The 12,897-nt window shown below is 43.6% G+C and carries 14 protein-coding genes; 3 read left to right on the top strand and 11 right to left on the bottom strand.

The features are described from left to right. Nucleotide 1 precedes the first annotated feature (1 nt). From A9E74_RS03245 to A9E74_RS03285, 9 genes are all read right to left on the bottom strand, one after another. Nucleotides 2-1,993, bottom strand: coding sequence for a TonB-dependent receptor (locus A9E74_RS03245; protein WP_069295220.1), 1,992 nt, complete (start codon nt 1,991-1,993; stop codon nt 2-4). Nucleotides 1,994-2,011: 18 nt separating this feature from the next. Next, entirely contained in the window at nt 2,012-2,713 is a 702-nt protein-coding gene (locus A9E74_RS03250) for an ABC transporter ATP-binding protein (protein WP_069295221.1), read from the bottom strand. A 118-nt stretch (nt 2,714-2,831) separates the two neighbouring features. Beyond that, nucleotides 2,832-3,296: a Fur family transcriptional regulator gene (locus A9E74_RS03255; RefSeq protein ID WP_069295222.1), complete on the bottom strand. Its 465-nt coding sequence runs from the start codon at nt 3,294-3,296 to the stop codon at nt 2,832-2,834. Further along, complete coding sequence (locus A9E74_RS03260; protein WP_069295223.1) at nt 3,296-3,871, bottom strand: DUF2796 domain-containing protein; 576 nt, start codon at nt 3,869-3,871, stop codon at nt 3,296-3,298. The genes A9E74_RS03255 and A9E74_RS03260 overlap by 1 nt, the downstream gene beginning before the upstream one ends. A gap of 16 nt (nt 3,872-3,887) precedes the next feature. Further along, nucleotides 3,888-4,550 carry a DUF1826 domain-containing protein gene (locus A9E74_RS03265; protein ID WP_069295224.1) on the bottom strand — a complete coding sequence of 221 codons (663 nt, stop codon included), beginning with the start codon at nt 4,548-4,550 and terminating at the stop codon, nt 3,888-3,890. A 1-nt stretch (nt 4,551) separates the two neighbouring features. Further along, the gene (zigA, locus tag A9E74_RS03270) at nt 4,552-5,763 is read right to left on the bottom strand and encodes a zinc metallochaperone GTPase ZigA (protein ID WP_069295225.1); all 1,212 of its coding nucleotides are present in this window, start codon (nt 5,761-5,763) and stop codon (nt 4,552-4,554) included. After that, entirely contained in the window at nt 5,744-6,154 is a 411-nt protein-coding gene (locus A9E74_RS03275) for a TraR/DksA C4-type zinc finger protein (protein ID WP_069295226.1), read from the bottom strand. The genes zigA and A9E74_RS03275 overlap by 20 nt, the downstream gene beginning before the upstream one ends. Continuing rightward, nucleotides 6,147-6,557: a MerC domain-containing protein gene (locus A9E74_RS03280; protein WP_342670163.1), complete on the bottom strand. Its 411-nt coding sequence runs from the start codon at nt 6,555-6,557 to the stop codon at nt 6,147-6,149. The genes A9E74_RS03275 and A9E74_RS03280 overlap by 8 nt, the downstream gene beginning before the upstream one ends. A gap of 49 nt (nt 6,558-6,606) precedes the next feature. Beyond that, entirely contained in the window at nt 6,607-8,667 is a 2,061-nt protein-coding gene (locus tag A9E74_RS03285) for a sensor domain-containing protein (protein ID WP_069295228.1), read from the bottom strand. A 192-nt stretch (nt 8,668-8,859) separates the two neighbouring features. On the opposite strand from A9E74_RS03285, the gene A9E74_RS03290 reads away from it, so the two are divergent. From A9E74_RS03290 to A9E74_RS03300, 3 genes are all read left to right on the top strand, one after another. Continuing rightward, the gene (locus A9E74_RS03290) at nt 8,860-9,357 is read left to right on the top strand and encodes an Arc family DNA-binding protein (RefSeq protein WP_084002884.1); all 498 of its coding nucleotides are present in this window, start codon (nt 8,860-8,862) and stop codon (nt 9,355-9,357) included. Nucleotides 9,358-9,435: 78 nt separating this feature from the next. Next, nucleotides 9,436-10,245, top strand: a complete 810-nt coding sequence (locus A9E74_RS03295) for an ion transporter (RefSeq protein ID WP_069295230.1) — start codon at nt 9,436-9,438, stop codon at nt 10,243-10,245. A 91-nt stretch (nt 10,246-10,336) separates the two neighbouring features. Further along, nucleotides 10,337-10,867 carry a lipocalin family protein gene (locus A9E74_RS03300; protein WP_069295231.1) on the top strand — a complete coding sequence of 177 codons (531 nt, stop codon included), beginning with the start codon at nt 10,337-10,339 and terminating at the stop codon, nt 10,865-10,867. A gap of 16 nt (nt 10,868-10,883) precedes the next feature. On the opposite strand, the gene A9E74_RS03305 is transcribed toward A9E74_RS03300, so the two are convergent. Then, nucleotides 10,884-11,804, bottom strand: a complete 921-nt coding sequence (locus A9E74_RS03305; RefSeq protein ID WP_069295232.1) for a CysB family HTH-type transcriptional regulator — start codon at nt 11,802-11,804, stop codon at nt 10,884-10,886. Beyond that, entirely contained in the window at nt 11,801-12,892 is a 1,092-nt protein-coding gene (locus A9E74_RS03310) for a sulfate/molybdate ABC transporter ATP-binding protein (protein WP_069295233.1), read from the bottom strand. Before A9E74_RS03310 ends, A9E74_RS03305 begins: the two co-directional genes overlap by 4 nt. Nucleotides 12,893-12,897: the final 5 nt, after the last annotated feature.

The raw sequence follows: 12,897 nt of genomic DNA on the forward strand, positions 1-12,897 counted from the left end.
ATCAGAACTTATACGCCACTGAAACACTGGCATTGATGCCATCGCCAGGTGAATAAATCACACCATCCACGCCGCCATTATCGTAGACATATTCGTAGTATTCATTGAACAGGTTATTCACCTGGAAATTGATATTGCCCCAGCTTGTTGCATAATCCATGCTGGCATTGACCAGATTGTATTTACCGAACTTGCCACCGCTATTGGCTTCATTAATATAAGACGAGCCCTGAGCATCGTAATGTAGACGTCCTGTCAGTACCGGGGTAAACAAGTAACTCACACCTGTTGAAGCGGTGTAGGATGGAATACTGCGTAATTCATTGCCGCGCTCGGCACCAGGACTTTGAATTTCTGATTCTACTGTGCTGAAATTACCCCAAACAGTGAGTTTTTCAGTTGCCATCCAACTCATGCCAAAATCTGTCCCATGCCGCATGGTTTTACCGACATTTTGAGCGAGGCCATCGACCAAAACAAACTCATCTTTGGCTTTCTGTTCCCAATACGAAACGCGTAATTCAACGCTGTTGATAGGTGCCCATTTGACACCCAGCTCCCAACCATCATTCACCGAGACATCTCGAGCAGAACGGTCGCCATCTGTATAGGCACTACTGCTAACCGGGTGCTGAAAACTGCGACCGGCATTAGCAAATAAAGTCACTTGATCAGTCGGGTAGAGGAACAGATTGAATTTAGGTTGAACTATGGTTCCGTAGTTATAACTATCGCGATCGCTGATTACTTCACCCGACGCATTCCGCTGTTTAAAATCTCCATCAATGCGATCAGCCCTAATCGCTGCATTCCAGGCAATAAATTCATTAGGTGCATGAGACACCTGTAGATAAGTGCCTGTGCTGACGAAATCATAATCAAAGTCGCGTGATACATTACTGGTATCACGTTGCCGCATATTGTCGATGGTGCCAAAACGTTGCTCCAGCACATCCTGGCGCTCGATATCAAATCCCCAGTTCAACGCCCACTGCTCATTAATATCCCATGAAAGCGTGGAAATAAATCCGTAATGATCCTGCTCGTCATAACGGTTCTGTAATGAGCCAGCCTCACTAAAACGCACCCAACGCTCACGTTCGTAATAGTTGTAATAGGCTTTGGCTGACCAGGTCAAATCATCAGCCAATGCGGTATCAAAATGCAGACTGTAGGATTGGGTTTCCTTATCACCACCATCCTGCCGGGCATAGGCTGCTGAACGGGTCGGATGTTTACGCGCTTCTACACGGGTTAAATAACCGGGCGCATCAGCATCATACTCAGCGAGGCGAGCAATAAAACCAATTGAGGTATCGTCTGATAAATCATAAAACCAGCGTCCACCGACACTGTATTTATCAATATCGTAATTATCGCGGTAACCTTCCGATTCACGATATCCGGCAAAATAACTGTGCTGCAGGTTACGGGTCTGTTCGCCCCAATAGCCCTGAATCTCACGCGCGTTATAACTGCCAAGAGTGACTTCAACTTCACGGGCAATATCCGAGCGTGTGGCAATATTGTAATTACCGGCAACATTAAAAGTGCCATAACGCGGGTCACTGTTGCCTTTATAGACCTGAATAGTATCGATATTGGCTGGAAACAATTGATCCATCTCGCTATAGCCGTTATGTAGATTGGATGGAATGCCATCAATCAACAGCTTGGCGTGGGGAGTACTTCCCTCGGCTGCAAAGCCACGAATACCAATATCCGTATTAATAATGCCCTGGTTGTAACGAGCAAAATAAACACCGGGAATTTTAGTAAACAGCTCCATGGTGTTATTCACATGACTGATGGATAACTCTTCTCGCGAGATAATATCCTGTGAACCGGCCAGGTTCTCATCGGCATAATCCGGACGAGTACCCAGTACCACTAAGGGATCAATACGGGCGGCGGGTTCATTATCGGTCTCAGCAAATACCACAGATAATGGTAGAGCAGAAACAATCAGGCTGCTGATAAGTGTTTTTTTCACGGTTTATTCCTTTAATATTTATGCAGCAAACTGGTCAAAGTAGCGTTGCGTTAGCTGGTCGAGTGTTAATGATTGCGTGGTGATTAAATCAGTCAGATGACCTTGTTTCATGATGCCAATACGGTCAGCCAATTGATGGGCACATAACAAATCATGTGTAACAATCAACACCGCTGCTCCACGTTCTTTGATGGTATTAACCACCTGTATAAAGTCTTGTGTGGCGACAGGATCAAGACCAGATGTCGGCTCATCCATCAAAATCAAACGAGCATGTTTTAACAACGCAAACGCAATGGCTACTTTCTGGCGCATGCCCTTGGAATATTCTGCGAGATGCTTGGTAAAGTCAGCCTGTTTAAGCCCGGCACTGCTTAAAGCCTCGTGGATTTGCTGGTCAGTTAATTTCATTTTGGCCAGCACTGCCAGATAGTGAATGTTTTCAATGGCATCAAAACGCGGATAAAGATTGACGTTTTCTGGCACATACATGATTTTCTGTCGGCATAAGGAAGCCTGCTTATAGAGGTCATCGCCATCCAGCGTGGCGCTACCACTGCTTGGTGCAGTAAAGCCCAGTAGCATGTTCAACGTTGTCGTTTTCCCCGCCCCATTAGCACCCAATAAACACAAAACCTCACCGGAAGCGATTTTGAAGTTGAGATGATCAACGGCTATTCGATTGCCGAAGGTTTTCGTTAACTGGTTCACTTCCAGCATGATTTCTCCTGAGACTTAGATTAGGCAAATTACGACAAAAAAACGGCTATTATTAAATACGATATATCACATCATAATTTGTTCAAAAATACGTTTATTTACGTATGAAAATATTTATTTAATGTTGCTTTTGGCAACTTTCACAAACCCCATGTAATTCAAGCTGTGGGCTGTTAAGTTGGAAATGATTATTTTCAATACTTTCTTCGAGAGCATGGATTAATTGTTTATCCACGCCAATTTCCCGCACCTGCTGACATTTATCACAAATCAGAAACTGTGGGGTCTGATGTGAATGTGAACAGGCAATATGAGCACAGGCAATAAATTTATTATTAGAGGCCAGTTTGTGCACCAGACTGTTCTGCATCAGAAAATCCAGCATGCGATACACCGACATAACCGGAATATTTTCATCAGTTTGTTGGCGATACAAATCTGCAATTTCGTAGGCTGAGCGAGGTGCTTCGGCCTTTAACAACACCTCAAGAATATGTTTGCGTTTACTGGTTAAACGCGCACCATGCTCAACACAACTGCGCTCAGCTTGTTGCAATACGTTATCTACATCAAATGTCGCCATTAGTTGATCCGGATAGTGGTGCGTTGCGGGTTAAGTTCTAATTGTTGCTGTCCAGTAGGCAATACCATTTGCACTTGTAGTGTCTCCAAACGGTTGTACAAATCAAACAAATTGATTTTTAATCCGGTGATTTTATCGGGTTGTTCACAACGAAGAAAATAACTGACATCAACATCTGCATGTCCTGCCTCGTCCTGATTGGCGAAAGGATCTTCGATTTCTATTGATTCGGCTTGGCAAGTGGTACCTTCAACTGTCAGTAAGCTATCCTTACGCTCAAGCTGTTGCAACATATCTTGATAAATAGCCTTTTGCTGCTCGGTTTCTGGCTCATGTTCAAAGCCTAAGAAATTCATTAACGGTGATTGCAAATGCAACATCAATTCCTGATCATCCATCACCAAATCCAAGGTTGCCATGCCATGAACATGTGCTCCATGGTGACGATGACCTTCATGTTCGTGATGCTCGTGATGTTCGTGATGCTTATGATCATGAGTCTCTTCATGGGCATAGGTTAGGGACATAAATCCAAAGCCACAAACCGCAGAAAATAAATAAGGTGCTACTCGCATTTTCAACCGCTCCCAATCACTCAGCAAAATCCAAAGTTAACAATAATCTTTTCTCAGTTTTATGAATATGTGGCGAACGATGCACAATGCCGCTCACCTGACTATCCATCCAACCATCGCCTTTCAACAATGCTACTTCACCCTGTTGCAGTTGTTGAATGGCATTTTGATGCCGGTATATTCCCGATAAATGGTCCGGTAGTCCTTTTGCACCGGCACCAAGCTTTGAACGATCCACATCTTCTTCTTTCAACCACTCACTGCCTTGACCATGATAAGTCGTTACCATTCGGCATATTAAAAGGTCAGTATGAAATCTGGGACACATCGTCTCGTGTATCAGACTCAGCCGCAAGCCAACGGTTGTTAACTCAAACAAATCTGCATACATTTCTGCCAATTGTCTAACGTCATCAACAAACAAACCACGTCGTGGATCTTCAGGTAATAACCCGGATAACCACTCTCCAACCTCGGCAGGAGCAATAACTGTGCGCAATTGTAACGCATTGAGACCCTGAGTTAATGCGTCAATGTAATTCTGCAATTCTGTCTGCAATTGTCGCTGCCAAACCACCAGGTTGATATGCGGCTCGTAAATTGCGGTCATTACTAATGGTGAAACATCCTGTCGCAGATGCTCCTCAGTTACAGATTGACTTGCTAATGCGATACTCATATCAAGCTGCATCCCATGCAGGGAAAGGATCCGGCAGTGTTTCCCAAAGCTGCTTGCCGGCCAGTAACTCATCATCGTTTAGCAAACAGCCATCAAGTTGAGCAGTCACAGCTTGTGGATTTAAATTCTGACCGATAAACACTAACTCCTGACGCATATCACCAAAGGGCTCCTGCCAATTTTCTTTGATGGTTTGTAAACTTTCGGCATCCTGAGGCCAGCGATTTTCGGGTATGGCTTTCCAGAACATTCCGGCAAAACCATAACGAGCAATACCGCCAGCTTGATTCCACTGACCGGCAAATTGTGGACGACTGGCCAACCAGAAGTAGCCTTTGGATCTGATCAACTTGCCACACGGCCAATCCTGGTGCAGAAATTCGAAGAATTTCTGTGGATGAAAAGGTCGTCTGGCAACATAGGTAAAACTATTGATGCCATACTCTTCAGTCTCTGGAATATGTTCACCACGCATTTCTTTTAGCCAACCGGCCGCTTGCTCGGCTTTTTCAAAACTGAATTTCTGTGTTCCCAACACCTTGCCTAATGGAACCTGTCCATTTTCTATTAGAATCAATTCAGCTTCGGTGTTAAGGCTTTTCAAAATTCCGGTGAGTTCGGTTAACTGCTCGGCAGTACATAAATCGGTTTTGCTGATTAAAATCACATCACAAAACTCAACTTGATCCACCAGCAAATCGGCTACGCTACGTTCATCTTCTTCACCTAAACTTTCACCCGTCTCCTGCAGATTTTTGGCCTCATTAAAATCCCGCAGAAAGTTCACTGCATCCACTACTGTAATCATGGTGTCCAGACGGGCAATTTGGGACAAACTTTCGCCATCTTCATCAGCAAAAGTAAAAGTCTCCGCTATCGGAAGTGGTTCCGAAATGCCAGTTGATTCAATTACCAGGTAATCAAAACGTTTTTCTGCAGCAAGCTGACGCACTTCAATCAAGAGATCTTCACGCAATGTGCAGCATATACAGCCATTGCTCATTTCCACCAGCTTTTCTTCGGCACGATTCAGTTGCACGTCCTGCTGAATTTGTTGAGCATCGATATTGATTTCACTCATATCGTTAACGATAACTGCGACTTTTAGTCCTTCGCGGTTATTCAGAATATGATTGAGTACCGTGGTTTTACCTGCCCCCAGAAAACCGGACAATACCGTGACCGGCAAACGTTTATCGAGATTTGTGTTCATAAACCCCTTCTTTTTGTTCGTTAATTGTTTTGACGTCAGTGCAATATTCAGCAGTCGGTCTTATCAGTAACCTAGCGATGCCAATTGGCTCTCCGGTTTGCAAACAATAACCATACTCACCACTACGAATCCGTTGGCGGGCAGCATCAATTTTTGGAATCAGCTGGCGTTTTCGATCAGCAATTCGCAGAGCAATTTGTGATTCTTCTTCCTGTTGCGCCCTATCCAGAACATCACTGACCTGACTATTACCTAACATTTGGTTTTTGATAGCGGTGATTTCATCCAGGGTTTCGGTTCGTAGTTGTTGTAAACGTTGATCAAAAAATGCCAGTTGTTCAGCATTCATATATTCCGCTTCGGGAGCGGCTAATAAAGCCTCTTCATCCATTAACCTGTCCTCTTTGGGCTGGCAGCAACTGCAGCGCTAAATTGCGATTCCATAGATGCGCTGTAATCAGCAATATGCCGCCGCTAATGGTTATCCAGGTTTCCAATGATTCGGGTCCGACTAACGCTGACACCATGGTTGATATGCCAAGGATTCCCAATAACATTGGCCAATGATTTTTATGTTGCCTGTAAGAGCTGGGTAAACTTAATAACGCCAACAAAACCACGGGGACCAACATCAATTTGTGCACCCATTCGGAGCTTAACCATTCTCCTAATAACCCTGCGGCACTAAATCCGATGACTATAGGAGTAAGCAAACAATGAAGCATACAAGCTCCGGAACACGCGACCGCCAAATTATCTTTCATCACTGAACTCGTTAAATAATGATATATCATATCATTTCAACCTTAAAGAGTGATGTCAAGAAGTTATTAGAAAGTCTGTTTAGTCGGTCATTCGTTTGATTAAGGAATTCAATTCCGCGAGCACCGATTCGAAGGTATTTACTTGAGCCTGATAGCCTGCCCGGCTGGCATGAACGTCACCTGCCAGGTAGCTAGCGAGCAAATCATTTCCAGATTGAAATATGTAATGATGGTATTGAGTAATTTTAGCAATGGTTTCGTTATCAAAATAATGATGATAACTCGCTTTTTCCAACCAGATCCCACAATGTGAATCTGCTATTTGAGTAATTGGCCACTCAGTTTTGATCTCAGGTTCAGCAAACAGGCTTTCCTGAAGTTGATGCATCCAATGCTTCAAATAAAAATAAAATAAACTTAATCGCGCTTGTTTATGATTTTTTAATAAGTCAGATTGGGCACACCATTGAGTGAATGGCTCATAGTTCGCTAAAAAGTTCTTAATTTGTTCACCCGGTAAAGGTTTAGCCAAGGCATAACCCTGGGCCTGATTACAGCCCATCGCTAATAACACCTCACCGTGAGCAATGGATTCAACGCCTTCGGCAATTACCTGAATATTAAATGATTGTGCCAGGGCAATTACGCCCTCCACTATTTTGCAGTCTTCCGGCTCGGTCAACATTCGTCTAACGAAGGTTTGATCGACTTTTACCACATCAACAGGTAAAACCCGGATATGCGTTAGTGATGAATAACCGGTACCAAAATCATCCAATGCTGTAGTGATACCAAATTCTGACTTACAAAATTCAACGACATTACTGATAAGGCTCAGATCACTTAAGCGATTACTTTCCAGAATTTCTATCTGAAAGCGACGGGTATCCAAATCAGGGTAACGTTTAATCTGCTGTTGCAGCCAATCAATGAAATCACTGGTCGATAAATGGTAGGCAGTGAGATTAATGCTTAACTGATAGTTATGACCTGCCTGCTGCCATTCAGCGAGTTGTTTTAAAGCCCGACAGATAACCCATTGCCCCAGACTGACTTCCAGTTCGGTGTCATATACCTGATCAATAAATTTATCGGGCATCAGCAGCCCTTTTTGTGGGTGTTGCCAGCGAATTAATGCTTCAAAACCGAAAATATTGCCGGTACTCAGGGTGACTTTGGGTTGGAAAAACAACACAAACTGGTCTTCGTTAATGGCCGTGGCAATTTCACGTAATTGCTGATTACGTTCGGTTATTTGTACTTCTTCGCCTGGATCATAGGCTATAACCGTTGATTTACCATCCAGTTTGGCTTTATACATACTTTGATCAGCATGGCGGATTAAGGTGTCGAGACTGCCACTATCTTCTGGATAAAGTGTATAACCAACCGATGCCGTCACCATCATCGGTACGTCGTTAAAAACAAATGGATGGCCAATTGCTGTCAGTACTTTCTGAATAATCTCGGTGGCAGCAGCATGATTTTTCATGCCCCCAATAATTAGCACAAACTCATCACCGCCATAACGCACAATACTGTCCGTTTCCGACAATACACTTCTGACACGTGCCGGAACCTGATCCAAAAGATTATCTGCAGCAGCCTTACCATGAATGTCATTAATAGTTTTAAATTCATCCAGATCCATAAATGCCACAACCAGTTTTTCATTCTGATTATCGGCAATCATGCTCATACGCCGAAATTCATTTTCTAGCCGGTTTTTATTAAGAATCTGATGAGAATTACGGTTCAGAACCAGGTCGGAAAGGATGGCACGATATTTCCTATCGGCAGTAATATCGCTGAGATGTCCCAGGTAAAACACCTTTCCAAGCGCATTTACCCGTTTCACACTTAAACGGGCCACATAATGTGAACCATCCTTACGTTTGTTTGAAACTTCGCCATGCCAGAAACCGTTACGTTGCAAAGATTGCCATACGGTCTGATTTAAAATTTTATTTTGGCTTTCAGCGCTAAGTATTTGGGGATCGCTGCCGATAAGATCAGAACGTGAATACCCGGTAATTTGTTGTATCGCATCATTGATATCAACAATTTTATGGTGTTCGTCCGTGATGACAATACCTTCGTGTGCGAACTTGAAAGCATTTTCTAATAATGTGTTTCTCACACTACGTGCCTTGTCCTTAACGTTGATCTTTAGCAATACGTTCCGTCAGTTGTACCGCCCCTTTTCACAAAGGGTTCACGAGTACTGAGTCACACTAAGCCTAACCAATTACCTCGGTATAGATACCAGTGGTAATGAAACTACAGATGGTAACTAACTATGTCAATAACAACTGTTTACACTCTTAAATAGATGAGCGAAAGAAAAGGACCTTTTGGCCTTCGACTACCTGCTGAGCTGATGTCTTGGCTGCGTTTCGAAGCGAAACAACACAATCGGAGCACGACCAGTGAGGCGTTGTTTTTATTACAAAACAGCCTTACCCATCGCTTCGGAAAAACGGCTGTTCGGGAGTTTATAAAAAAACATCCCACCGACACCAACTCAGAAGCGTTTGGCCTAAGAATTCCTGACGATTTAAAAACACGTTTGCGCGATTTTAGTTTGCTGCATGGTATGAGTCTGAATATGGAAATCGTCATGCGTCTTGCTCATCATTATGAGAAACACCAACGTCAAACTGTTGCAGCAAAAATAAGACCTGACGCATACCGTACTCTACCTCTTGGAATAACTGAATCTGAGCAACATTTGCTGGATTTATTCCGTGGATTGAATGAGGCAAACCGTAAGGTTATCCTGACGCTTATCAATAATCTTACTGATCACGACTCAACCAATTCTTCGTAGTAAATGTAAACGTCATTGACCTGCTGTAAATTCTGACTATGATCGCGGCCTTGGTATAAAACCTATGGTCGCTTTTTTATGCAAACTTCAACACCCTCCCCAGTCTCTTTTCAAAACAAGCTAGAACGCCTGCGCGCAAATCGTTTATTCGAAATCATCGTGGTCAGTGTGATTTTGTTTTCGGCCATGGTCACTGGCATTAAAACCTATGAGATTCCGCTGCAGATTTTACGATTGGTGGATTGGCTGGATTACGCGATTACGCTGTTTTTTGTGATGGAAATCAGTGTTAGATTCCTAGCCGAACCTAATAAGCGGGATTTCTTTAAAAGCGGCTGGAATGTGTTCGATACCATTATCGTCGCGGTCAGTTTAATACCCGTCAATGACAGTGAACTGGCGTATGTTGCCCGGTTGATTCGTATCTTCCGTGTATTACGGATGGTATCGGTGATTCCGGAATTACGCCATCTATTGAATTCGTTACTCAAAGCTTTACCACAGCTTGGTTACGTCGCCTTGATGATGTTTATCATCGTCTATATTTTTGCCGCTATCGGCACCACACTATTTGCTGAAGTAAATGATTTTTTATGGGGTGATATTGCAGTATCAATGCTGACGCTCTTCCGGGTAATGACATTTGAGGATTGGACCGATGTCATGTACGAAACGATGGAGGTCTACCCTTTTAGTTGGATTTTCTATCTGATATTTATCTTCCTTAATACCTTTGCCTTTCTCAATATGCTTATCGGTATTGTGGTCAATGTGATGGAACAGGAACGCGCCGAAGAGCGTGAAGAATCCCATAAATACGATATGACCATTGAAGACTTATCGGTGCAGATTGAAGAGCTGAAACAGCTTATCAAGGCAAAAGCCTGATTTCATCATTTGCAAGCTCGCTTAAACATGCCTTCACATCCGGTTCACAGCTAACCCACCATCATCGACATTTCTTTCAGGAGGGATGTCGATGTCTGGTCGTAAATTATCTCTGTTGCTGTTTATCACGCTATTAGCAGGATGTCAGTCAATGTCACAGCCGATTCGCACGGAAAATTATGTTGATATCAATCGCTTTATGGGCGACTGGTATGTGATTGCCAATATTCCGACCTTTATTGAAAAAGGTGCTCACAACGCTGTTGAAACCTATGAGCTGAATGATGACGGTACTATTGCCACCACCTTTACCTTTAACAAAGGCAGTTTCGATGGCGAGCAAAAACAATATCATCCAAAGGGTTTTATAACCGACACAGAATCAAACGCTGTGTGGGGCATGCAATTTATCTGGCCTATCAAAGCTGACTATCGAATCGTCTATTTAAACGATGATTACACTCAGACCATTGTCGGCCGGGAAAAACGTGATTACGTATGGATAATGGCAAGAACACCCCAGATTCCCGAACAGGATTACTTGAAAATGCTGCAACTGCTCGCTGAGCAGGGGTATGACATTTCACAGATTCAAAAAGTACCTCAGCAATGGCCCGATTAACGGGCCATCGTGTGTTTTATTGAGTAATCGCTGCTATAACATCTTCTTCATGCAGATCCGGAGCGCACAATTGGATAAAGTCATATGCGAACTGGCGCATATAATGCCCTTTTCTGACGGCAATTTTAGTAATATTTTCGTCAAATAAATGCGTGGTATCCAACAGCGTTAATCGAACATCACGCTCCGCATCATAAGCCATAGCGGCTACGATACCGACTCCGAGCCCCAACTCAACATAAGATTTAATCACATCCGCATCGAGCGCTGACATGACAATATCAGCATCGATATTTTCATTGAGAAATGCTCTATCAATGGTTGCCCGTCCAGTGAAGCCCTCATGATAGGTAACGATTGGAAACTCAGCGATGTCGGTCAGCGTGAGTTTGTCCAACTGGGTCAGGTAGTGACCATTTGGCACCACCAATGCATGTTGCCAATGATAATAAGCAAAGCTGACCAGCTCAGGAATATTGCCTAAGGCTTCGGTGGCAATGCCAATATCCGCCTCGCCTTCTATCATCATTTTCACAATCTCATCCGGGCTGCCTTGATGAAGTTTTAAATGTACCTTTGGATAACGTTGTTTAAACTGAGTAATCACTTCCGGCAACACATATCTGGCCTGAGTGTGCGTTGTCGCAATGGTTAATTTGCCGGTGTCCTGCTGACTGTAATGCTCGGCCAGGCGTTTGATATTGTTGGCATCAAGTAACATGCGTTCCACAATCTGCAACATCTCTTTGCCCGGTTCAGTCAGTCCGGTCAAGCGTTTGCCTTTACGGACATACAATTCAACCCCAAGCTCATCTTCAAGATCTTTTATGTGTTTCGACACCCCTGACTGTGAGGTGAACAAATGATTGGCCACCTCTGTCAGGTTGAAATTGCGTCGAACCGTTTCACGGATAATTCTTAATTGTTGAAAGTTCAAGCGTGGTGATCCTTATGTAGGCTATCTCGTTGAAACAGCTTTAATTTCGAAGGCACTAACTTAACAATCTGGCCTTGTGTTAATGATAATTCATGCACCCGTTGTGGACTTAATTCCACCTCAAAATGCTGGCCGTGAGCACTATTGATACCATCCAACTCCACCCGTGAATTAAGACCAAACGACAAAACTCGATTCACCTTGGCAGATAATCCACTGACTTGTTGTGTATCGACGACTATATCCAATTCATGTGGTCGTGCGAAAGCGTAAACTTCTGAACCGGGGCCGTAATTTTCACCTAGGTCATGCAGCACATCATCACCTACATGCAGATGTCCATCGTCTACCCGGCCATGAAACAGGTTTACCGATCCTAAAAAACCATAAACAAACGGCGTTTGCGGATGGTTATACACCTCATCAGGTGTACCTACCTGCTCAACTTTTCCGTGATCCATCAACACTACTCGGTCAGCTACTTCCAGTGCCTCTTCCTGATCGTGGGTCACAAAAATTGAGGTGATGTGTAACTCATCATGCAATTTACGCAACCAACGGCGTAACTCTTTACGCACTTTGGCATCCAATGCACCAAACGGCTCATCCAACAATAAAACCCGTGGCTCAACGGCTAATGCTCTTGCCAATGCGATTCGTTGTCGTTGACCACCCGATAATTGTGATGGAAACCGATCAGCCAACCAATCCAATTGCACCAGTTCAAGTAAACGATGGACTTTTTCAGCAATCACTTTTTCACTGGGCCTGGATTTACGCGGTTTCATTCGCAAACCAAACGCGACGTTATCAAATACGGTCATGTGCTTGAACAACGCATAATGCTGGAACACAAAACCAACTTGCCGTTCTCGGACATGGGTTTGTGAGGCATTTTCGCCATCCAGAATTACTGAACCTGAATCTGCCTGTTCAAGACCTGCAATAATTCTCAGTAATGTAGTTTTACCGCAACCTGATGGCCCCAACAGTGCAACCAGTTCACCTGACGGAAAATTCAACGAAATATCATCAAGTGCAGTAAAACTGCCAAATTGTTTGTGTAAATTTTTAACTTCTATACTCATTTTCG

The sequence above is a fragment of the Methylophaga muralis genome (genome assembly GCF_001720165.1).
GTDB classification, from domain to species: Bacteria; Pseudomonadota; Gammaproteobacteria; order Nitrosococcales; family Methylophagaceae; genus Methylophaga; species Methylophaga muralis.

Excerpts from the sequence above, each read along its gene's own strand:
- A9E74_RS03310 (WP_069295233.1), bottom strand. The coding sequence starts at position 12,892 with ATGAGTATAGAAGTTAAAAATTTACACAAACAATTTGGCAGTTTTACT.
- A9E74_RS03250 (WP_069295221.1), bottom strand. The coding sequence starts at position 2,713 with ATGCTGGAAGTGAACCAGTTAACGAAAACCTTCGGCAATCGAATAGCC.
- A9E74_RS03290 (WP_084002884.1), top strand. The coding sequence starts at position 8,860 with ATGAGCGAAAGAAAAGGACCTTTTGGCCTTCGACTACCTGCTGAGCTG.
- A9E74_RS03280 (WP_342670163.1), bottom strand. The coding sequence starts at position 6,557 with ATGATATATCATTATTTAACGAGTTCAGTGATGAAAGATAATTTGGCG.
- zigA (WP_069295225.1), bottom strand. The coding sequence starts at position 5,763 with ATGAACACAAATCTCGATAAACGTTTGCCGGTCACGGTATTGTCCGGT.
- A9E74_RS03265 (WP_069295224.1), bottom strand. The coding sequence starts at position 4,550 with ATGAGTATCGCATTAGCAAGTCAATCTGTAACTGAGGAGCATCTGCGA.
- A9E74_RS03300 (WP_069295231.1), top strand. The coding sequence starts at position 10,337 with ATGTCTGGTCGTAAATTATCTCTGTTGCTGTTTATCACGCTATTAGCA.
- A9E74_RS03295 (WP_069295230.1), top strand. The coding sequence starts at position 9,436 with ATGCAAACTTCAACACCCTCCCCAGTCTCTTTTCAAAACAAGCTAGAA.
- A9E74_RS03275 (WP_069295226.1), bottom strand. The coding sequence starts at position 6,154 with ATGGATGAAGAGGCTTTATTAGCCGCTCCCGAAGCGGAATATATGAAT.
- A9E74_RS03260 (WP_069295223.1), bottom strand. The coding sequence starts at position 3,871 with ATGCGAGTAGCACCTTATTTATTTTCTGCGGTTTGTGGCTTTGGATTT.
- A9E74_RS03255 (WP_069295222.1), bottom strand. The coding sequence starts at position 3,296 with ATGGCGACATTTGATGTAGATAACGTATTGCAACAAGCTGAGCGCAGT.